Annotated in this window: 16 protein-coding genes and 3 pseudogenes; 14 read left to right on the top strand and 5 right to left on the bottom strand. The window is 43.3% G+C overall.

Features of this window, described 5'->3' with window-relative positions:
- Positions 1-18: 18 nt before the first annotated feature.
- Together V7O62_RS09005 and V7O62_RS09000 are read right to left on the bottom strand one after the other, a co-directional pair.
- Complete coding sequence (locus V7O62_RS09005; RefSeq protein ID WP_406655963.1) at positions 19-819, bottom strand: helix-turn-helix transcriptional regulator; 801 nt, start codon at positions 817-819, stop codon at positions 19-21.
- Positions 820-1,644: a helix-turn-helix transcriptional regulator gene (locus tag V7O62_RS09000; RefSeq protein WP_406655962.1), complete on the bottom strand. Its 825-nt coding sequence runs from the start codon at positions 1,642-1,644 to the stop codon at positions 820-822. It lies immediately after the preceding gene.
- Positions 1,645-2,021: 377 nt separating this feature from the next.
- Between V7O62_RS09000 and V7O62_RS08995 the strand changes: the two genes are divergently transcribed.
- From V7O62_RS08995 to V7O62_RS08950, 10 genes and pseudogenes are all read left to right on the top strand, one after another.
- A complete protein-coding gene (locus V7O62_RS08995) occupies positions 2,022-2,672 on the top strand; it encodes a methyltransferase cognate corrinoid protein (RefSeq protein ID WP_406655961.1) in 651 nt (216 codons plus the stop codon).
- A 14-nt stretch (positions 2,673-2,686) separates the two neighbouring features.
- Positions 2,687-4,063 (top strand): annotated as a pseudogene (locus V7O62_RS08990) (monomethylamine:corrinoid methyltransferase).
- A 285-nt stretch (positions 4,064-4,348) separates the two neighbouring features.
- A complete protein-coding gene (locus tag V7O62_RS08985; RefSeq protein WP_406658278.1) occupies positions 4,349-5,728 on the top strand; it encodes an APC family permease in 1,380 nt (459 codons plus the stop codon).
- Between the two features lie 5 nt (positions 5,729-5,733).
- On the top strand, positions 5,734-5,997 hold the full coding sequence (locus V7O62_RS08980) for a monomethylamine permease (RefSeq protein ID WP_406655960.1): 264 nt from the start codon (positions 5,734-5,736) through the stop codon (positions 5,995-5,997).
- Positions 5,998-6,008: 11 nt separating this feature from the next.
- The gene (locus V7O62_RS08975) at positions 6,009-6,254 is read left to right on the top strand and encodes an AcrB/AcrD/AcrF family protein (protein WP_406655959.1); all 246 of its coding nucleotides are present in this window, start codon (positions 6,009-6,011) and stop codon (positions 6,252-6,254) included.
- A 75-nt stretch (positions 6,255-6,329) separates the two neighbouring features.
- Positions 6,330-6,776 carry a desulfoferrodoxin family protein gene (locus V7O62_RS08970; RefSeq protein ID WP_406655958.1) on the top strand — a complete coding sequence of 149 codons (447 nt, stop codon included), beginning with the start codon at positions 6,330-6,332 and terminating at the stop codon, positions 6,774-6,776.
- A 26-nt stretch (positions 6,777-6,802) separates the two neighbouring features.
- Positions 6,803-7,822 (top strand): methylcobamide:CoM methyltransferase MtbA, encoded by a 1,020-nt coding sequence (mtbA, locus tag V7O62_RS08965; RefSeq protein WP_406655957.1) that lies wholly within the window; start codon positions 6,803-6,805, stop codon positions 7,820-7,822.
- A 360-nt stretch (positions 7,823-8,182) separates the two neighbouring features.
- Complete coding sequence (gene mtbC / locus V7O62_RS08960) at positions 8,183-8,827, top strand: dimethylamine corrinoid protein MtbC (protein WP_406655956.1); 645 nt, start codon at positions 8,183-8,185, stop codon at positions 8,825-8,827.
- A 14-nt stretch (positions 8,828-8,841) separates the two neighbouring features.
- Positions 8,842-10,245, top strand: a pseudogene (gene mtbB, locus V7O62_RS08955) ([dimethylamine--corrinoid protein] Co-methyltransferase).
- A 118-nt stretch (positions 10,246-10,363) separates the two neighbouring features.
- The gene (locus V7O62_RS08950) at positions 10,364-11,848 is read left to right on the top strand and encodes an APC family permease (protein WP_406655955.1); all 1,485 of its coding nucleotides are present in this window, start codon (positions 10,364-10,366) and stop codon (positions 11,846-11,848) included.
- A gap of 145 nt (positions 11,849-11,993) precedes the next feature.
- On the opposite strand, the gene V7O62_RS08945 is transcribed toward V7O62_RS08950, so the two are convergent.
- The 3 genes from V7O62_RS08945 to V7O62_RS08935 all read right to left on the bottom strand — a co-directional run bounded on the left by V7O62_RS08945 (position 11,994) and on the right by V7O62_RS08935 (position 15,321).
- Positions 11,994-12,773, bottom strand: coding sequence for a helix-turn-helix transcriptional regulator (locus tag V7O62_RS08945; protein WP_406655954.1), 780 nt, complete (start codon positions 12,771-12,773; stop codon positions 11,994-11,996).
- A gap of 83 nt (positions 12,774-12,856) precedes the next feature.
- A complete protein-coding gene (locus tag V7O62_RS08940) occupies positions 12,857-13,258 on the bottom strand; it encodes a response regulator (RefSeq protein WP_406655953.1) in 402 nt (133 codons plus the stop codon).
- A gap of 20 nt (positions 13,259-13,278) precedes the next feature.
- Complete coding sequence (locus V7O62_RS08935) at positions 13,279-15,321, bottom strand: histidine kinase dimerization/phosphoacceptor domain -containing protein (protein WP_406655952.1); 2,043 nt, start codon at positions 15,319-15,321, stop codon at positions 13,279-13,281.
- Between the two features lie 326 nt (positions 15,322-15,647).
- On the opposite strand from V7O62_RS08935, the gene V7O62_RS08930 reads away from it, so the two are divergent.
- The 4 genes and pseudogenes from V7O62_RS08930 to V7O62_RS08915 all read left to right on the top strand — a co-directional run bounded on the left by V7O62_RS08930 (position 15,648) and on the right by V7O62_RS08915 (position 21,251).
- Positions 15,648-16,298, top strand: a complete 651-nt coding sequence (locus tag V7O62_RS08930; protein ID WP_406655942.1) for a methyltransferase cognate corrinoid protein — start codon at positions 15,648-15,650, stop codon at positions 16,296-16,298.
- A 14-nt stretch (positions 16,299-16,312) separates the two neighbouring features.
- Positions 16,313-17,689, top strand: a pseudogene (locus tag V7O62_RS08925) (monomethylamine:corrinoid methyltransferase).
- Between the two features lie 92 nt (positions 17,690-17,781).
- Positions 17,782-18,801, top strand: coding sequence for a methylcobamide:CoM methyltransferase MtbA (gene mtbA / locus V7O62_RS08920; protein WP_406655951.1), 1,020 nt, complete (start codon positions 17,782-17,784; stop codon positions 18,799-18,801).
- 521 nt (positions 18,802-19,322) lie between these two features.
- Entirely contained in the window at positions 19,323-21,251 is a 1,929-nt protein-coding gene (locus tag V7O62_RS08915) for a hydantoinase/oxoprolinase N-terminal domain-containing protein (protein WP_406655950.1), read from the top strand.
- Positions 21,252-21,253: the final 2 nt, after the last annotated feature.

The raw sequence follows: 21,253 nt of genomic DNA, 5'->3' as shown, positions 1-21,253 counted from the left end.
ATAATTGTCTTGCAGATTTTATTTTCCGGGATCTGTCAATTCGCAAGAGTTAACTTTGTAGTGTTCGAAAAGTCCTTCACCCCATTCCATGGAACTTTCTGTAAAACTCATAACGTCCCTGTGGTCGTATTTTCCATTGGATCTGAAGAAACTTGCCATGAATATCCTGTTTGTGGCCACTATTGAAGGAGGAATCATACCTGTCTTTTCTGTTCTGTATAGGAACAGGTTTGTGTTCTGAAGGTGTCCCATTTTCTTTATCTCTTCTCTGCAGTCTTCCTGCATCCTTTCAAGCACCGGTTCGGTGACTATTAATGACACGTGGATACCTTTTTCGGCAAGCTCGCAATAGAGTGGCGGATACAGGGGATGATATATTGAAAATACCGAATACACAAAGCTGGAGTTTCTGAGGAGGCTGAAAACCTCTTCAGGTGGCTCGAACATATGGTTCAGGTCGGGTTCAATGATCCTGTGATCTCCTATTTCACCGATTCTATCCCGAAGTTGCTGTGGGATTGTGGTCAGATTCCGGTGAGCCCAGTATTCCGTGTTATCTTCGAAAAGATCCAAAACACTATCTATAGGCTTTACACTTTCAGTGAGAAGTTTACCGGTAAGCGACAATTGATAATTTCCATCTTCTTTAAGGACAAGCCCTTCCTCCCTGAGTTCTTTAATGGGTAATATCAAAGAACGCCAGTTAACTCCAAAGGCTTTCTTTATTTCTTCGGAGCTCTTCGGACCGTCAAGTAGCAACAAGAGTAATTTCTTCCTTTTTTCCGAAAACCAGACCGTTTCTAATAGGGAGGACCCCATTTAACTCATCTCCGAAATACCTATTAATGGTTCTGCAATTTTTTCAGGATTGAATTTTTTTGAGTTTTGCATGTAATGCTCAAACAGGTCTTGACACCAGCTTAGGGCACTTTCATCAAAGCTTATTATGTCTCTGTGATCATACCTTCCTTCCTTGTTAAAAAGGCAGATGTAGCTGAACCAATCAGTTACCGTTACCATCGGGATTTTAAGATTTCCCTGGTAAAGGAATATATCTATGTTATCGACTTCGGTCATATTCCGGAAATCCTCATAATGCTCGTGTTCCAGCTTTTCAAGGGTTTCCTTTGTTATTAAAAGCGATATTTTCACACCTGAAAGGGATGCTTCTGAGTAAAGTGAAGGAAAAGCAGGATGAAGATATGAAACAAAAGTTGTAACATGCTTCGATTTTGGTATGTTTTCAATAAATTCCCTGGGAAGTTCGAATAAATGGTTTATGTCGGGCTCAATCAGAAAATAGTGCCCAAGTTTCCTGATATTGCTGAACAGGTGCGGGGGTATTGCATCTATATTGCGACTGGCCCAAAATTCCCTGTTTTCTTCCAGTATCCTGGAATTTTCCATGAAAGGAAGCATGTTTTTAACAACGATTTCGCCTACCCCTGTAAGGCTATAATAGTCGCCTTCCTGGACAATAAGATGATAATGCTTAAGTGTCTTTATCTGTGGCATTATAGACCTGCTTGTCACATTCAGGGATTTTTTTATCTGCTCGATATCCCTTTTACCCTCTTTCAAAAGCAGTAGTAGGTTTCTTCTTTTTTCAGAGAACCACACAACGTTGACCAGTGATGATTTCATGCTCTTAATATCCTGATTATTAAGCTTCTTTGAGTTAGTATTATATTAATGTAATTTAGCTGTAAATTCATATAGGTTCTTACAAGTCACGAGGTATATGACAATTCACATACTTCCTGCAAATAGCAGGTCTATGTTAATATTCAGTTTTGGTCCGGAATGTTCCTCCTTTTTTCAAATTCACATATTCAGGATAATGTAAGGAAGTTAATGGAAAATCAGCACGAATTATGCTATATGTCACAATGTCTTTCCATTCATTAGGTGTTGTTTGCCGTTGAATGAGTTCCCGGTATGTGTTGGTTTTCCGGGATGCTGGTTATCGGATAGTTGCAACACTGTAAAAAAATATGAAATTGGAATTTTAGAGGTAAAACATGTCCAATCAAGAACTTTTAGACAAACTCAGAGACGCTATAGTCAATCAGGATATCAATGGCTGTGCCGCAGCTACCCAGGAAGCCCTGGATGCAGGTATCGGTGCAGTTGAAGCAATCGAAGGCGGTCTTTCCGTAGGAATGAAAATCGTCGGTGACAGGTTTGAAGCAGCCGAGATCTACCTTCCACAGATCATGATGTCTGCCAAGGCAATGAACGCAGCAATGGAAATTCTCACCCCTATCCTTGCAGAAGAAAAGACTGGAGAAGGTGTAGGAACCGCAATCACATATGTACAGGAAGGAGACATCCACGACATCGGTCACCGCTTAGTCTCAACCATGTTAGGTGCAAACGGATTCAACATCATCGACCTTGGTGTAGACATACCAAACGACTCAATTGTTGAAGAAGTAGCAAAGAACAAGGGCCAGAAGCTCATCCTTGTGGGTTCAGCACTCATGACAACATCCATGCTCGGCCAGAAAGACACAGTAGAGATGCTCAAGGAAGAAGGTCTCAGGGACGACGTCAAGATCATGTTCGGCGGAGCACCTGTATCCGACTCATGGATCGAGGAAATCGGCGCAGACGCAACAGCAGAAAATGCAGCAGATGCAGCACGTGTAGCTCTTGAGATAATGAAATAAGGGAGAGTTCAAAGATGGCATTTTCAAGATCATTAGATTGTTTTGAATTCTATGAGCGTGCAAAGAAGGGAGAGAAAATGACCCAGGACGACTGGGACCTCATGACAATCCCTATGAAAGCAATGGAGCTCAAACAGAAATACAACCTTGACTTCAAGAACGAATTCGTTCCAACCGACAAGGACATGATGGCAAACCTGTTCAAGGCAGGTTTCGACATGCTTCTTGAGTGCGGTATCTTCTGTACCGACACAAGCCGTGTAGTAAAATACACCGAGGATGAAATCTGGGACTCAATCAACAACGTGCAGAAGGAATTCGTACTCGGAACCGGTCGTGACTCCGTAAACGTCAGGAAAAGAAACGTAGGCGACAAGAAAAAGCCAATCGTTCAGGGTGGTCCAACCGGTTCCCCTATCTCAGAAGACATGTTCATGCCTGTTCACATGAGCTACGCTCTTGAGAAGGAAATCGACACCATCGTTAACGGTGTCATGATGACTGTCCGTGGCAAGCCTCCAATTCCAAAGACTCCTTACGAAGTACTCGCTGCCAAGACCGAGACAAGGCTCATCAAGACCGCAGCAGCAATGGCCGGAAGGCCAGGAATAGGCATATAGGGACCAGAGACTTCCCTGTCCGCTCAGGGAAATATCGCTTCAGACTGCGTCGGTGGCCAGGTCTGCAGTGATAGTCACGAAGTATCCCAGCTCAATGAACTTAAGATCGACCTTGACGCAGTTTGTGTCATGGCACACTATCAGGGTAACAGCGACATCATCATGGATGAGCAGATGCCAATCTTTGGTGGCTATGCCGGCGGCATAGAAGAGACTGCTATCGTTGATATCGCAACCCACATCAATGCTTTTGTTATGAGCAATGCCAGCTGGCACCTTGACGGTCCTGTGCACATCCGCTGGGGCTCTACCAACACCAGGGAAACTCTGATGATCGCAGGCTGGACCTGTGCAACCATCTCAGAGTTCACTGACATGCTTTCCGGTAACCAGTACTACCCATGTGCTGGTCCATGTACCGAGATGTGCCTGCTTGAAGCATCCGCACAGTCCATGACTGACACTGCATCCGGCCGTGAGATTCTGTCCGGTGTTGCAGCTGCAAAGGGTGTTGTTCAGGACAAGACAACAGGTATGGAAGCAAGGATGATGGGAGAGGTCGCAAGAGCAACATCCGGTATGGATATTGGAGAAGTCAACAAGATTCTCGACTCTCTTGTCAAACTCTACGAGAATGACTATGCAAGTGCACCAGAGGGTAAGACTTTCCAGGAATGTTACGACATCGCTACCGTAACACCAACCGATGAGTACGTGAAGGTCTACGAAGGTGCACGCAAGAAGCTCGAAGAGCTTGGACTTGTATTCTGAGTATACTGCAAGACTTTTTGCCGGTGAAGAACTTCACTGGCATTTTTATTCAAAACGATGGAACTAATGGAAAAAAATCAGGAACAGGAGGCAATCCGATGGATGGGTATTGGACAATCATTAACGGACTGATCTATTTGCTGGCTTTTGCATTGATAGCTTGGGTTCTACTGGACGCCAGCAAAGTATCCAAAAAGATAAAGAGGTGATTATGTGACTGATAAAGTTATAGAATCACAGGAAGTGTTTATTCCTCAAAAAGATGAACACTTCGTAGAAGAGGGGGTGTCAGAGTCACCGGGATTTGTGAAGACCCTGCGTCCCTATCATGTATGGGCTCTGGGAGTAGGCATAGTTCTGGTGGGCGAGTATATGGGATGGAACTTCACCATAGCAAAGGGTGGGGTTCTTGGTGCGCTGCTGGCAATGCTTGTCGCGGGAACAATGTATATCATGATTTCTTTGTGTGCAAGCGAACTGGGAGCTGCAACCAAACTTGCAGGAGGACCCTATGACTGGGCAAGACTGTTTGTAGGGCCGGGAGCTGCGGGAAGTGTAGGACTTGCCGTGTATATGGAATTCATAGCTCTTGAAGCTGCGGATGCAATAGTTGTTGCTTTTATTGCGCAGGAGATTTTCCCCCAACTGGAGGTATTTCCGGTAACATTACTGGTAATTGCGACCCTGACATTCATTAATTATAGGGGTGTTGTGGCTGCTCTGACTCTTAACTTCTTCATGACTGCTATCGCATTTGTTGCTATTATAGCGTTTTTCTTCTCAGGAACACTAGGAGTATTTGAACTTCACCCTGAAAACCTGTTCCAGGGAGCAGTTCCGAATGGGTTGATAGGTCTTTTTGCAGCTTTGCAGTTTGGTCCCTGGTTCTTCCTGGGAATAGAGGGAGCCGCAATGTGTGCTGAGGAATGTAAGAGTCCTTCAAGGGCTGTACCTCTGGGACAACAGGCCGGAATGATTACACTGCTCGTCGGAGCAGCAATGACTCTCTTTGTATGTACAATGCTGCTTGATTCCAGTTTGCCTGGAGAAGGTCTTGGAGTATCTGTCTACCCGCTATTTGAAGCAGCGCAGTCAACTGGTGTATTCTTCCTGGTAGCTCTTCTTGCGCTTGGAACCCTGCTAACATGTCTGTCAAGTGCTAACGGTTGTGTATGTGATTCCTCAAGGTCATGGTTTGCACTATCAAGAGATCACTTCGTGTCCAACTGGTTCTCTTCAGTACACCCGAAATACCAGAGCCCTTACAAGGCTGTTATTTTCACCATGCCCATTGCCATAGCATTTGCTTTCAGTGGATATCTTGACCAGGTTATTACCTTCTCTATTGTATCGGGTCTGGTATGCTATGTTTTGATACCGTTCTCCCTGATACGCTTCAGAAAGATGTTCCCGTCACATATCAGCAAAGTACGTCCCTTTGCAAGTCCTTTGCAGCCCTGGATCGCCTGGTTTGCAATGGCAATCGCAATAGTGATCATGTCAACATTGTTCTGGGGTTACAGGTACAACCTGCTCTTTGCGCTCATATTCTATCTGATAGCATATTTCTACTTCCATTATAAGCATAAGAAGCACATGAAACATTTCGACTGGGAGAAAGAAATGGGCTGGCCGAATCCGAGCCATCATGAGGCAAAGGAGTGATATGAATGGATGCTGTCAAAGAGGCAAAATATAAAGATGGACTGCGAAAAGATACTTATCTGATAGCAGGTGCAATACTGCTGCTTATATTCGTAGAGGGTTACGTGGTATATACAATATTGTCCTATGCAGGATCAGCTGTTTCAAGCGGAATCATGGGGCTGTATATACTATTCTTCCTACTGGTAGTAGCTATTGAGACTATTGGGTATTGGAAAGTTCGCCATTCGATCAAGCAGCACATGTACGAATTCAGGTACTATGATTAAGGAGGTTCACTATGCCAGATGAAATACAAAAGAAAAATGTGTTTATGGAAGTATTTGATATAGTTTTCATATTCGTGCTTGCTTTTGTCTGTCTTGTGGTGCCCACAGAGATACAGGGTTCAGTACTGGTAGGATGGAGTGAGACAGGTTCCATAGTTTTCCTATGGGATCCTGTAGGCTACTTCAGCTTGCTAGCAGGAATACTGCTTTTCTTTGTGGTAATGTTGTACCATTCGGTTAGTCACTATAAATATTGAGAAGGATGCCAGTACATGGCATTCTTTTTTTTCTGAACTGCAAAATTCAATTATAGCAATGATTGAGGTGAAATTATGATATCGCAGAACAATAATGATGAAAAGCAACATCTTCCGCTAATTGAAGCTCCTGATGAAGTAATAGCCGGAGAACCTTTTGAAGTAAAAGTCAGCGTCGGAAGTCTTCCTTATGAGGTGGAAGAAAAACATTCCATAGATGTAGAATTATACTTTGATGAAAATCCGGTTGGTAAAAGCACATCGGTCGTAAGTGAAGGCAAGACTGAGGTAGCCTTTACAGTAGTTGGAACTGAGGAGATGATTGCTGCACGTGAAATAATGAATTGTACCATACATGGATTCGGTGTATGTGGTACGTGTGGTACGAAGTCAGCCATTGTTAATCTAAAGGCGGTGGTAAATTGCAGCATTCATGGCTCACGGGAAAATTTAAAAGGAGTAGAGATAATTTCTGCAACCACAAAATCTGGCAGTAAATGCAAGTGGGGACCAGAGTTATAATTTTTAGATAAAAAGAGGAAACTTATATGGAAACATATTCACCAAAAGAAAGATTAGCAAGAGCACTTAAAGGTGAGCCTGTTGACAGGATGCCTGCAATATCAGTCACTCAGACCGGAACCGTTGAACAGATGGAAGCCTGTGGAGCATTCTGGCCCGAGGCAAACTATGATGCTGAAAAGATGGCAACACTTGCAGAGGCAGGCCACACCGTAGTCGGTTTTGAAGCTGTGCGTGTTCCTTTTGACATCACCGCAGAAGCAGAATTCTTTGGCTGTGAGATTAAAGACGGTACACAGGAACAGCAGCCATCCGTTGTTGGCCACGTTGTCAAGACCATTGAGGACATCGACAAGCTCAAAGGCTATGACCTCAACGAGGGAAGAATTAACGTTGTCTGTGATGCTATCAAAATCCTTGCAGACAAGTACGGAGACGAACTTCCTATCATGGGCAGTATGATCGGTCCTTTCTCCCTTTCACAGCACATCAATGGTGATGACTGGTTCATGGCTATCATGACAAATGAGGAATTCGGTCTTGCACTCATGGAATTCTCAACTGATTTCAGTGTTGCATATGCCAAGAAGATGGTCGAGAACGGTGCAGACACAATGGTCATCATTGACCCAACCGCAAGTGCACAGCTTATCGGTAATGAATTCTACGAGAAGTTCGTTGTACCTTTCCACAAGAGAATCTGCGACGCAATGCGTGAGCTCGGTGTAACTACCGTACTGCATATCTGTGGTGACACAACCCAGGGTCTTGCACTCATGGAAACATGTGGTGTAGACGGTATCAGTGTTGACCAGAATGTAGATGCTGCAACAGCTGTAGGAAATGTAGAGAGAGCTGTCATAGTAGGTAATCTCGATCCTGTTAACATGCTCTGGAACCAGACACCTGAAGCTATCAGGGAAGAGTCACAGAAGGTACTGGATGCAGGAATTGGCCTCCTCGGCCCTGGATGTGGTATTGTGAGCAAGACTCCTACCGAGAACCTCCAGGCAATGGTCGAGATGGCAAAGAATCACAAATATTAAGAGATTTCTCCGGGCAAAATTCTTCATGTGAGTAGTTATCATCCCCTGCCTGGGGACATTATTTTTTTATTTGACTTTATCTTTTAGTTTAGTTTTTGATTTATCGTAGCTTGAAGCTCTTCAGTAGATTCATTTCATACTAACAATATGTTTTAGTCACTCTATTAGATTACAACCACGTTGTAATAATGTCTTCGCGATCAAACATTTCTTTATTATGAATCAACTCATATGCAGTAGCCACATTTTGCTGAGTTTATGCTATATACTTTCTTTTTATGCTTATTGTTACTTATTGTTTCTCGGTTCTACTTGCTATTTGGAGGAGCGCCGGAAAACTAAGTTTAACGAGGTATAGTAATGAGCAATGAAGAAATGTTCAAAGAACTGTCAGATGCCATCGTTTCCTGTAAAAACGATGCAGTCGAGGCAGCTGTAGAAAAAGCAAGAGGCCAGGGTATCCCTCCCGCAGAGATCATCGAAAAAGGTCTTGCAGCCGGAATGAACGAAGTGGGTATTCTCTTTGAAAGAGGTAAGTTATTCCTTCCACACGTTATGATGGCAGCCGGTGCAATGGAAGCTGGTGTAGCTCTTCTTGAAGAAGACATGCCAAAGGACGCTGCAAGCAGTAAACTCGGCGTAATCGTCAATGGTACAGTCGAGGGAGACGTTCACGACATCGGAAAATCCATTGTGTCCACAATGCTTCAGTCCGCAGGATTTGAAGTCCACGACATTGGCAGAGATGTTCCTCTCCAGGACTTTATTGACAAGATTAAGGAAACTGATGCTGACATGGTAGGAATGTCCGCACTCATGACCACAACCCTTCCAGGTCAGAAAGATGTCATCGAGATGCTCAAGGAACAGGGCATGCGTGACAACATAAAGGTCATGGTAGGTGGCGCACCTGCAACCCAGGCATGGGCTGAGAAGATCGGCGCAGACTGCTATGCAGAGAATGCAAGTGAAGCTGTTGCAAAAGCTAAAGAATTACTCATTTAAGTCAGGTGTTATTCATGACAACAGAATATGCATTGAGAATGGGAGACGGAAAAAGAATCTCCATGACAAAGGAGCAGATCATGGCAGACCTCAGGGAAGGTATGGCAGATGCTGCAGACCTTGGAGAAATCCCCAACCTTAGTGAAGATGAACTTGACAAGCTTGTTGAGATTATGACAATGCCAGCTAGAATGGTTGGTGTTGAAGCAGGTAAGGAAGTTCCTGTAACCCACGATATCGGTACCATCAGAATCGATGGTGACCAGGGTAACAGTGGTGTAGGTATTCCATCCAGCAGGCTCGTTGGTGCAATGATGCACGAGAGGGCATTTGGTGCTGACACAATGGAACTGGGCCATATTGACTACAGTTTCAAGCCAGTAAAACCTGTCATTGCACAGGAAATGCAGACCATGGAAGTTTGCCAGCAGAACATGATAGTTCCTCTTCTCTACGGTGCAATGCCAAACATGGGTCTTTACTACACTCCTGATGGTCCTTTCGAGAACCCAGGAGATCTGATGAAGGCTTTCAAGATCAGAGAAGCACAGGAATCCATGGAACATTCAGCTGAGCACCTTACAAGGGACATTGTCTGGATCATGCAGAGACTCATGGCATCCGGTGCAGACGGTGTTAACTTCGATACAATTGGTGCTGCAGGAGACGGTGACATGTTCGCATCCCTCCATGCAATCGAGGCATTGAGAGAGCAGTACCCTGACATCTACATTGAAGCAGGTATGGCAGGAGAACTTCTGCTCGGTCTTCACGGTGAGATGGAATACGACGGTACAGTACTTGCAGGTCTGTGGCCACACCAGCAGGCTCCATTGGCAGCAAAGGCCGGTGCAAACGTATTCGGTCCTGTTGTGAACACAAATACCAGCAAAAGTGCAGCATGGAACCTTGGAAGAGCTGTTACATTCATCAAGGCAGCTGTTGAAGCTTCACCACTTCCATGTCATGTAGACATGGGTATGGGTGTAGGCGGTATTCCAATGTTCGAGACCCCTCCAATTGACGCTGTTTCAAGGGCCAGCAAGGCGATGGTCGAAATTGCTGGCGTCGATGGTATATAGATAGGGGTCGGCGACCCAGTGGGTATGCCGATCTCTCACATAATGGCTTCCGGAATGAGCGGTATCAGGGCAGCAGGAGACCTTGTTGCAAGGATGCAGTTCGAGAAGAACATGAGAATTGGAGAAGCAAAGGAATACGTTGCAAAGAAACTGGAAGTTTCAACTCTTGACCTCAGTGACGAGTATGTCATGAGGGAACTCAGAGAAGAGCTTGGTATCGGTGTAATCACTTCTGTTGCAGGAGCTCCAAAGGGAATTGCAGCAAAGATGAACATCGAGAAGATCTTGGATATTAAGATCAACAGTTGTGAGCAGTTTAGACAGCAGGTAGAGTAAATAATATCTGCTTCCGAATCCGGCCGGCGGCTGTTTTTGGAAGCTTAAAAGGTACTTGTACCTGTCTTGATTGGCAGGTACTTGTATCGATTATTCTCTAAACAAGGGGTGAATATAAATGGATAAAGAAGAAGGAATAGACTGGCACCATGCAGAACAGTGCTCCAAAGTGGTTTGCGAAACCGGTGACGATAGCGGACTTGAACGTTCGATAGACTGGAAACAGGGTCTTGCAATTGCTGTGGGTGTGCCTCTGCTTATCTTGCCATCAATCGGATACTTTGCTAGCTGGCTATGGTCGGCTGCTATTATTGTATGGGGACTCTCTGTGTTCCAGGGTTTCATGCAGAATCTGGCCTACGGTGAACTTGCAACAACTTTCCCGAAGGCATCTGGTCTTCCCGGATTTGCACAAAATGTCTTCAAAACACCAAACTTCAAGGGAAAGTATGACAAAAGTAAACTAATAGGTGGATTCAGTGCATGGAGTTACTGGTTTGCCTGGAATCCCGTGCTTGCTATCTTTGCCATTCTTGTAGGTTTTTACCTGCACAGCTTGTTCCCTTCATTGGCAAATACTTTCAGTGAATACCAGCTTTCATTGGCTGCAGGTATTGTTATATTCGGAGCTCTTATACTTATTAACTACCGTGGTGTCTCAAGCGGCGCATTGGTAGGTTATATCCTCGCAGCATTGGCATTTGTTCCATTGATTATTATTGCACTGGCACCATATGCAACAGGTGATTTCGTACTTACAAATATCACCAGCACCTGGTTGCCAACCGACTGGGTATGGAATTTGAACAGCATTCTGATCCTGTTGGGTATCTTTGCAATGGCACAATGGAGTGCATGCGCATGGGAAACAGCAGCTATCTATGGTCCTGAGTACAAAAATCCAGGCAAGGATGTACCAAAAGCACTCTTTACCTGTGGTGCAATTTGTCTTCTGGCATTTGTAATCGTACAGACCACAGTTACCGGTGTACTCGGTATTGATGGAATTGCTAATGCACCAATCGACCCTATGCTTCCTGTTGCACAGATCGCTCTTGGTGACATGGGTTCAACGATTGCTATCGTAATGCTCATTGCTGCAATGGTCCTCATCATCCAGACTGCATACCTTGGTTCTGCAAGGGCAATGCACTCAATGGCAGTTGAAGGAAACCTTCCAAGAGTATTCGGTAGAGTTAATTCCCACGGTACTCCTATACTGGCAATGGTTGTTATCGGTATCTTCAACCTGGCACTCATTTCAATGGGTACTCCAACAGCTATCCTCGCAGCATCCGCTATAGGATACGTTTGTGCAAACGGTATCAGTCTTTTTGCATACGTAAAAGCAAAGGCAGATCCACATCTTGTAGGTCTTGAAAGGCCTTTCAAAGCACCTTCTGGCTGGAAGAATGTTGCATTGATGTTTGGTCTGTTCAACCTTCCTCTCTGTTTGATCGGTATTATTTACCTCAACAGTATCGAAGGAAGTTGGTTCTCTACTGGTGTAGGAATTCTTGTACTGGGTCTGTACATACCCATGTGGTATTACTCACAACATGAGAACCATGTTACAAAACAGGCAGAGTCACAAGCTTCCTGAAATTAAAATAGTAGTGATGGACTCTAAAAAGAGTTCATCGTATACTTTTTTTATTGTCTTAACTCCAATTATTCAACAGATTTGAACTGACAGTTAGCTGGAGAATATCAGCAGTCTAGATTGTATCTTTCTCAATTAATTGTGCTTAAGAAATTTTTTCTGCTTTAGTTTTAAAAGAGGAGAACAATTCCTTACTCCATTGGAGCGCATTACTGTTAAAGCTCATAAGAATAGTATGGTCATATTGTTCCTGGTTGTTAAAGAAACAAAGGAAAAGGAAGCGATCTGTGCTGACCAATGTCGCAAGTCCTGTCTTTTCACCTGATACAAGCATCTCAGTATTTTCAAAATCCATGAATTTTTTCATATCTTCCGAATAGTCTTTTTTCATTCTTTCATGGACGGAACTTGTTACAATAAGGGAGACATTGATTCCCTTCTCGGCAAGACTTGAGTAGAGGGCAGGATATTCGGGATGGAAATAAGCATTAAATGCCATCACATAGCTGGATTTGGCTATATTTTCCGTAAACTCCTTCGGAAACTCAAAAAGGTAGTTAAGATCAGGCTCAATAATAACGCAGTTGCCAAGCTCACCGAATCTTTTTAACAGTGGTTCGGGAATTCCTTTGAGATCACGATTCAACCAATAACCGCTGTTCTCTTCAAAAACATCCACTGCATTCAAAAGAGGCATCATGTTTGCTACGAGCACTTTTCCCATATTGGTTAAGATGTAATAGTCTCCATTCTGGATTACAAGGCCATGTTCTTTGAGTTTCTTGATCTGGGGAATAAGAGCTGTAGATGTAACGTTTAGACTTGTTTTTATTTCTTCACGGCTTTTTTCTCCTTCTACTAGAAGAAGCAGAACATTTTTCCTTTTTTCAGAATTGAGAATTATGTCTATTAGTGAACCGTTCATTTGCATCAACTACTGCAACTTTATCTTTTAAACATCTTATTTCTTTTGAATATTCTTATTCAAAAAGTCTATGTGCTGCCATGTCAATTTTCATCCTGCGTGTTTTTATCCATTTTATGTCTGTATAATGCCATTTCAATATTGCTACGCAGGTCATTTGCCTTGAAAGGTTTGACAATGTATCCGTAAGGTTTTGTTTTTTTTGCTTTTTCAAGTACTTCATCATCCGAATATGCAGTGAGATAGATTATCGGGATGTCAAATTTTTTGCGGATTTCCTCAGCAGTTTCCACTCCGTTCATATTCCCCTTCAACCTCACATCCATTAAAATGAGGTCAGGAAAAGTTATCTCTGCCATCTTGATAGCTTCTTCTCCGGTTGCTACTATAGCTGGTACAGTGTATCCGAAACTTTTCAGTTTTTTCTTTATATTAAGACCAATGATGCTTTCGTCCTCTACTACAAGAATTTTTACATCTTCCATGAGTTCACCTTAATTCTCCGTTATTTCAAAATTATTTTGAATTTTGTGCCTTTGCTTCTGTCGAGTTCAATGGTACCATCGATTTGGGATGTCAGGGTTGTGACCAATTGTAACCCCAGGGATTCAGTCTCTTTGAAATCGATATCATCAGGGAAACCTACGCCATTGTCCCCAACTGTCAATGTCAGTTTTCTGTTTTCAAGATTCAAGTAAACGTATATCTCTCCTTTTTCCCCGGGCTTAAATGCATGTTTGAATGAATTCGAGACAAGTTCATTTACAATCATACCCAGAGGAATGGCAGTATCCATGTCAAGGAAAGTGGGATCAACGTTCATTTTAACTTTAATGCACTCTTTGTTAATTGCATATGAATATAATAGCTCGTTAACAAGTTTTACGAGATAATCGGAAAAATCTATGCTCTCCATATCCTGTGACCTGTAAAGTTCTTCGTGTACCAGAGCCATAGATATCACACGGTTCTGGCTTTCCTTGAAAGCTTCGATAATTTCTTCATCTTCAAATTTATCAGATTCAAGATCTAGCAGGCTTGAGATGACTTGAAGATTATTTTTTATCCGGTGATGTATCTCTTTTTTGCGTATTTCCTCGATTTTCTCACGCTCATCCATCATTCTTGACAGTGTTTCTCTCGTTTTCTCGATTCCTTCTGTCAGTATCCGGAAATCACCTCCTCCATATACCTGTACTTCTCTTGAAAAATCGTTTTTCTGTACTGATGTAAGCACCTGGCTTAAGTCTTTAATTATAGTATCGAGTAATTCGGCAAAATTATCCAGTGTATCTGCAAGTTGTCTGAATTCTCCCTTTACATTCAAATGGGATCTTTCGCTAAGATTTCCTTTAGCAAGTGCGTTTGTAAGTCTTATAGTATCACGGATAGGTGTTATTACAGCATCAAGAATTTCATTGAGACCCATTGGTATTTCCTTGAAGTCGCTTTCCACATCTGTTTCAGCCCTTGAGTCAAGTTTTCCTCTCACTGCATCATTTGATATACTCTTAAAATCACTAACAATTTCTTTGATAGGTCTTGTGAAGGACAGTGCTATGAGGTATGAGATTCCGGCCATGAAAATTATGGCGACAAAAGATATATGCAAAAGTTTGTCACTGAGGGTATGTACGCCTGCGAGCATCTCATCTTTCGGAATTACCAAAATAAATGAAAAATTGCCTGTTTCTATTGGCTCGTAAAACATTACCACTTCTTTACCTGTAATAGGATCGATGGTTTCAACATGGCCGCTTTTTCCCTCTTTAATATCATCTGCAGCTTTTGAGAATTCTTCAATTCCAAGATCATAGAGTGTTTTTTCTCCAATCCCTTCTTTTCTGGTAGGATGTGAGACAAGGATGCCGGTGTTACCGGTCATGAAGGCATAGCCAGTATCGAATGCTTTTATTTCACTGGTAATTTCGTCCAGGTAATTTAGTGAAACATCAACTCCGCCGATTCCGACAAATTCACCATTTTTCATTATCGGGGAAACATAACTTACGAGGAAGACCCCTTCATAATAGTAGGGCTCTGTTATTACTTCATTTTTTGTGCTTTTTGGCAGTTGATAGTAATCAAGTGTTTCATAATTCAGAAGAGGATCGATTTCTATGGGCCCGTCTATCTTGTTCCAGTAAGGAATGAATCTTCCGGTGGAATCGTGCCCAATAGAGTTCACATATAAATGATCATTACCGTCAAAAGCGTCAGGTTCGTAGGCAACATATGTGCCGAGCAGGTGAGGATGTTCGACTAACAGGTTGTGAAGCATGTTGCTTGCTTCCTCCCTACTCATAGAATCATAGCTGCCCATGCTCACAGCTATGGTTTCTGCAATAGCAAAGTTTGTTTCCATATCACCATTGAACTCATTTGCATAGTTTCTGGCCATTTCTATGGATTGCTGGTAGGCAAGTTCCTCTTCCTGGGTGGTCACAGTAGAAATGGTCATTGCAGTGCTTGCTGCAAGCACAAGTAGGGTACCTGTTACTATGTACAGAATGAGTCTGAATTTCAACGATGTGTTTTTCCATTTCATTTTTAGGGCCTGAAACCATATAATATTGCATTAATTTGCAATGTTGCAATGTTATGATGTACTGATAGTAGTCATGTATTAATGGTAGTTTGTAATCTTCTACTTTAAAATATACCCATATTAAAATTACAATGGCTTTGTAATAATGCAATGTTATTACAATCATTCTGATTGGTACGAATATTTTTTTCTATTTTACAAATTCAAAATCAATAGCATGTTTTGCTGAGTTTATGATTTATACCATTTTTTATATTTGGCACATGTAGTCCTTATTCCTACCCGTAATTTCAAAAGCGAATAAAGGAATATTTAGGAGGTAAAACATGTCCAATCAAGAACTTTTAGACAAACTCAGAGACGCTATAGTCAATCAGGATATCAATGGCTGTGCCGCAGCTACCCAGGAAGCCCTGGATGCTGGTATCGGTGCAGTTGAAGCAATCGAAGGCGGTCTTTCCGTCGGAATGAAGATCGTCGGTGACAGGTTCGAAGCAGCCGAGATCTACCTTCCACAGATCATGATGTCCGCTAAGGCCATGAACGCAGCAATGGAAATTCTCACCCCTATCCTTGCAGAAGAAAAGACCGGAGAAGGTGCAGGAACAGCAATCACATATGTACAGGAAGGCGACATCCACGATATCGGTCACCGTTTAGTCACAACCATGCTCGGTGCAAACGGATTCAACATCATCGATCTTGGTGTAGACATAACAAACGATGCTGTCGTTGAAGAAGTAGCAAAGAACAAGGGCCAGAAGCTCATCCTTGTGGGTTCAGCACTCATGACAACATCCATGCTTGGTCAGAAAGACACAGTAGAGATGCTCAAGGAAGAAGGTCTCAGGGACGACGTCAAGATCATGTTCGGCGGAGCACCTGTATCCGACTCATGGATCGAGGAAATCGGCGCAGACGCAACAGCAGAAAATGCAGCAGATGCAGCACGTGTAGCTCTTGAGATAATGAAATAAGGGAGAGTTCAAAGATGGCATTTTCAAGATCATTAGATTGTTTTGAATTCTATGAGCGTGCAAAGAAGGGAGAGAAAATGACCCAGGACGACTGGGACCTCATGACAATCCCTATGAAAGCAATGGAGCTCAAACAGAAATACAACCTTGACTTCAAGAACGAATTCGTTCCAACCGACAAGGACATGATGGCAAACCTGTTCAAGGCAGGTTTCGACATGCTTCTTGAGTGCGGTATCTTCTGTACCGACACAAGCCGTGTAGTAAAATACACCGAGGATGAAATCTGGGACTCAATCAACAACGTGCAGAAGGAATTCGTACTCGGAACCGGTCGTGACTCCGTAAACGTCAGGAAAAGAAACGTAGGCGACAAGAAAAAGCCAATCGTTCAGGGTGGTCCAACCGGTTCCCCTATCTCAGAAGACATGTTCATGCCTGTTCACATGAGCTACGCTCTTGAGAAGGAAATCGACACCATCGTTAACGGTGTCATGATGACTGTCCGTGGCAAGCCTCCAATTCCAAAGACTCCTTACGAAGTACTCGCTGCCAAGACCGAGACAAGGCTCATCAAGACCGCAGCAGCAATGGCCGGAAGGCCAGGAATAGGCATATAGGGACCAGAGACTTCCCTGTCCGCTCAGGGAAATATCGCTTCAGACTGCGTCGGTGGCCAGGTCTGCAGTGATAGTCACGAAGTATCCCAGCTCAATGAACTTAAGATCGACCTTGACGCAGTTTGTGTCATGGCACACTATCAGGGTAACAGCGACATCATCATGGATGAGCAGATGCCAATCTTTGGTGGCTATGCCGGCGGCATAGAAGAGACTGCTATCGTTGATATCGCAACCCACATCAATGCTTTTGTTATGAGCAATGCCAGCTGGCACCTTGACGGTCCTGTGCACATCCGCTGGGGCTCTACCAACACCAGGGAAACTCTGATGATCGCAGGCTGGACCTGTGCAACCATCTCAGAGTTCACTGACATGCTTTCCGGTAACCAGTACTACCCATGTGCTGGTCCATGTACCGAGATGTGCCTGCTTGAAGCATCCGCACAGTCCATGACTGACACTGCATCCGGCCGTGAGATTCTGTCCGGTGTTGCAGCTGCAAAGGGTGTTGTTCAGGACAAGACAACAGGTATGGAAGCAAGGATGATGGGAGAGGTCGCAAGAGCAACATCCGGTATGGATATTGGAGAAGTCAACAAGATTCTCGACTCTCTTGTCAAACTCTACGAGAATGACTATGCAAGTGCACCAGAGGGTAAGACTTTCCAGGAATGTTACGACATCGCTACCGTAACACCAACCGATGAGTATGTGAAGGTCTACGAAGGCGCACGCAAGAAGCTCGAAGAGCTTGGACTTGTATTCTAAGTCCTAAATCCTCGTGATAAACTAGTTTATCACTTCCCTAATGGCCAGCGTCTAATCACCGCTGGCTAACTTTGTTTCAGGAGCTTACATTTATGACAGAATATACTCCAAAAGAACGATTAGCAAGAGCGCTTAAAGGCGAGCCTATTGACAGGATGCCTGCAATATCGGTCACCCAGACCGGAACCGTTGAGCAGATGGAAGCCTGTGGAGCGTTCTGGCCCGAGGCTAACAACGATGCTGAAAAGATGGCAACACTTGCGGAAGCAGGCCACACCGTAGTCGGCTTTGAAGCTGTGCGTGTTCCTTTTGACATCACCGCAGAAGCAGAATTCTTTGGCTGTGAGATCAAGGACGGTACAAGAGAACAGCAGCCATCCGTTGTAGGTCATGTAGTAAAGAACACAGAAGAGATCGACAAGCTCAAAGGTTATGACCTCAACGAGGGAAGGATCGGTGTTGTATGTGATGCTATCAAGATTCTTGCTGACAAGTACGGTGATGAACTTCCTATCATGGGAAGTATGATCGGTCCTTTCTCCCTTGCCCAGCACCTCAATGGCGATGACTGGTTCATGGCAATCTTTACAGACGAGGAATTCGGTCTTGCTCTTATGGAATTCACAACCGAATTCAATGTAGCTTATGCCAAAAAGATGGTCGAGAACGGTGCAGACACAATGGTCATCATTGACCCAACCGCAAGTGCACAGCTCATTGGCGCTGAGTTCTACGAGAAATTTGTGGTACCTTATCACAAGAAGATCTGCGATGCTATGCGTGAACTCGATGTAACTACCGTACTGCATATCTGTGGCGATACTACCCAGGGTCTTGCACTCATGGAATCATCAGGTGTGGACGGTATCAGTGTTGACCAGAACGTGGATGTTGCAACTGCTGTTGCAAGCGTTGAGAAGGCTATCATAGTCGGTAACCTCGATCCTGTTAACATGCTTTGGAACCAGACACCTGAGGCTATCAAGGAAGAGTCACAGAAGGTACTGGATGCAGGAGTAGGTCTCCTTGGTCCTGGCTGTGGTATTGTGAGCAAGACTCCTACCGAAAACCTCCAGGCAATGGTCGAGATGGCAAAAAGCCACAAATATTGAATATAAAAAATGCAGGTGAAATAAATTTCACCACACCTTATTTTTTTGTCAATGATGTTTGGGCTCAGGAGACAAAAATATCGAGTCTTAAAATCTTGTATTTATAATTTTGGTATGGATCGATCAAATAACTATTATAAATAAGTTTCTGCAATACATTGCCTGGTAAATCGTTGCTCAATTATGAAATAAACGCTATCTATAGTCTTATACCGTGCATGAATTTGTTTCATTTGTGTTTATCTTCTTATGTAAGCTAGCAAAAAATATAAATAAGAGTTGTGTGTAGCATTGTTTGAGATTAAAAGTAGTCTTTGATATTCATTCAAAGGTCTATATCCATCTAAGACTACCGTAGTCTCTGCAGTTATTCAACTCCACAACTCCTTTGTTGTAAAACAAAGGAGTAGAATTCCTGCAAAAAATCGCGCTGTTACTAACTACCTTTTGAAGTGCTTCAAAGCAGGATTGCTTATGCAAAGCACGTACTTGTTGATATTCAAAGTAAGGAATGATGTAGAATGCGGTATAGTCTTGGAATAGATGCCGGGGGAACCTACACTGATGCGGTGATAATAAGAGATAGTGATGGTAAGGTTATTGATCTCAATAAATCTCTTACAACTTACCCTGATCTGCTTGCAGGTATAAAGAATTCATTGGATGGACTTGATCCTGCAAATCTTGAAAAAGTCCGTTTTGCTTCTGTTTCTACCACACTTGCAACAAATAGTGTGCTAGAGGATACAGGCTCTAACGTAGGCCTGATACTTGTGAATGAGAGCGTTATCCCTAACAGATCTGGAATAGAGCATTTCATATGTGTGAAGGGAGGACACGACAATTCTGGCAACGAAATATGCCCTCTGGACATTGAATCTGTAAAATTGTTCGTTTCCAATGTCAAAAGCAAGATATCTGCTTTTGCTGTCTCTTCCTATTTTAGTGTGAGAAATCCTGATCATGAGCTTAAGATAAAGGAACTGATAACCGATCTTACAGGATTACCCGTTGTCTGCGGACATGAGCTTTCCCAGGACCTCGGTGCATATGAGCGGGGAGTTACTGCTTATCTTAACGCGCGTCTGATACCTGTTGCGAAGGACTTCATGAGTGCAGTTCAGAATGAGCTGTATAGAAGAAATCCCGATATAAACATAATGATGCTCAAGTGTGATGGCTCAATGGTTGGCATCCGTGAAGCACTAAAAAAGCCTATAGAGTCCGTTTTTTCAGGCCCGGCAGCAAGTCTTGTTGGGGCATCTTATCTGGCAGGTCTTGAAACTTGTGCAGTTATTGATGTTGGCGGAACCAGTACGGATATTTCTCTAATTCATGAAGGAATTCCAAAGCTTTCGGATGCAGGAGCAATGGTCGGTGGATGGCAAACAAAGGTCAAGGCCATCAATATGGAAACATCAGCTATGGGAGGGGATAGCCATGTATGGGTCAGGAATCATGTAACAAACATAGGCCCGAAAAAAGTAATTCCTCTGTGTTTTGCAGCAACCATCTATCCTGAAATCATTGAAAAGCTCCAAAAAGGTCAGGTTATCCTCAGGAACCAGTATGGGGAAAATATTCAGTCAACCAAGTTTTTTGTCAGGACAGGCAAAACTCCTACCGGGCTCAGTTCTTCAGAAAAAGAACTTCTGGACCGAATAGGAGAAACACCGCTTACTGTGAGTGAAATTTACTGGAACGAAAACCGTCTTCCGAGTCCAGGGACACTTGATCTTCTCATCCGGAAAAAACTCATTAGAGCTATTGGTTTTACACCTACTGATGCCCTTCATGTACTGGGTGAGTACAATGAATGGAATGCAGAAGCTTCAAAGATAGCTGCCAGTAGGCTGGCTGCCCTGATCGGTATTGATGAATTCGAATTCTGTACACAGCTCAAGAAAAGATTTGCCAGGAATATGGCGTTAAATCTGGTCTCATTTATCCTTGAGAAAGTTGACAGGGATGAAATTGACAAAGTATTGCAGGGAGATGTTTTTGCAAGATTCAGGATCGATGTTCCTGTTGTTCTTTTGGGAGGCCCGGTATCTGCATACCAGAGTGAAATAGACAGCATAATAGATGCAAAAATAATAATACCTGAAAATGAAAAAGTCGGCAATGCTGTGGGAGCTGTGACCGGTAAGGGTGTCAGCAGGCTGGAAGTCCTTATCCAATCGAATTTTAGCGAGTCCAAATATAACCTGCGTGCAAAATCCTTTGTTGTTTTTTACCCGGGTGGAAAAAAAGAGTTTTCTGATTATCATGAAGCTGTCAAATTTGGAGAAAAGATAGGAACAAAGATTGTTCTTGAATATATGTCTAATTCAGGTTTAGATGAGAATGAAGTAAAGATCGATATCAGTAAAAAAGACATTCATGTACATGATGTGGGTTTACCCCTGGAAACAAGACTTGTCTTTTTAGGAATAGGAGAAGCAAGATAATT

Source organism: Methanolobus sp. ZRKC2, assembly GCF_045291185.1.
GTDB lineage: Archaea > Halobacteriota > Methanosarcinia > Methanosarcinales > Methanosarcinaceae > Methanolobus.
Note: the sequence above shows the minus strand (reverse complement) of the source record. Positions and strands in the feature narration are given on the sequence as shown.

Bases quoted from the DNA above. Each gene is read 5' to 3' on its own strand.
- mtbC (WP_406655956.1), top strand. From the start codon at position 8,183: ATGAGCAATGAAGAAATGTTCAAAGAACTGTCAGATGCCATCGTTTCC.
- V7O62_RS09005 (WP_406655963.1), bottom strand. From the start codon at position 819: ATGGGGTCCTCCCTATTAGAAACGGTCTGGTTTTCGGAAAAAAGGAAG.
- V7O62_RS08950 (WP_406655955.1), top strand. From the start codon at position 10,364: ATGGATAAAGAAGAAGGAATAGACTGGCACCATGCAGAACAGTGCTCC.
- V7O62_RS08940 (WP_406655953.1), bottom strand. From the start codon at position 13,258: ATGGAAGATGTAAAAATTCTTGTAGTAGAGGACGAAAGCATCATTGGT.
- V7O62_RS08945 (WP_406655954.1), bottom strand. From the start codon at position 12,773: ATGAACGGTTCACTAATAGACATAATTCTCAATTCTGAAAAAAGGAAA.
- V7O62_RS08935 (WP_406655952.1), bottom strand. From the start codon at position 15,321: ATGAAATGGAAAAACACATCGTTGAAATTCAGACTCATTCTGTACATA.
- V7O62_RS08980 (WP_406655960.1), top strand. From the start codon at position 5,734: ATGGATGCTGTCAAAGAGGCAAAATATAAAGATGGACTGCGAAAAGAT.
- V7O62_RS08915 (WP_406655950.1), top strand. From the start codon at position 19,323: ATGCGGTATAGTCTTGGAATAGATGCCGGGGGAACCTACACTGATGCG.
- mtbA (WP_406655957.1), top strand. From the start codon at position 6,803: ATGGAAACATATTCACCAAAAGAAAGATTAGCAAGAGCACTTAAAGGT.
- V7O62_RS08975 (WP_406655959.1), top strand. From the start codon at position 6,009: ATGCCAGATGAAATACAAAAGAAAAATGTGTTTATGGAAGTATTTGAT.
- V7O62_RS09000 (WP_406655962.1), bottom strand. From the start codon at position 1,644: ATGAAATCATCACTGGTCAACGTTGTGTGGTTCTCTGAAAAAAGAAGA.
- mtbA (WP_406655951.1), top strand. From the start codon at position 17,782: ATGACAGAATATACTCCAAAAGAACGATTAGCAAGAGCGCTTAAAGGC.
- V7O62_RS08930 (WP_406655942.1), top strand. From the start codon at position 15,648: ATGTCCAATCAAGAACTTTTAGACAAACTCAGAGACGCTATAGTCAAT.
- V7O62_RS08970 (WP_406655958.1), top strand. From the start codon at position 6,330: ATGATATCGCAGAACAATAATGATGAAAAGCAACATCTTCCGCTAATT.
- V7O62_RS08995 (WP_406655961.1), top strand. From the start codon at position 2,022: ATGTCCAATCAAGAACTTTTAGACAAACTCAGAGACGCTATAGTCAAT.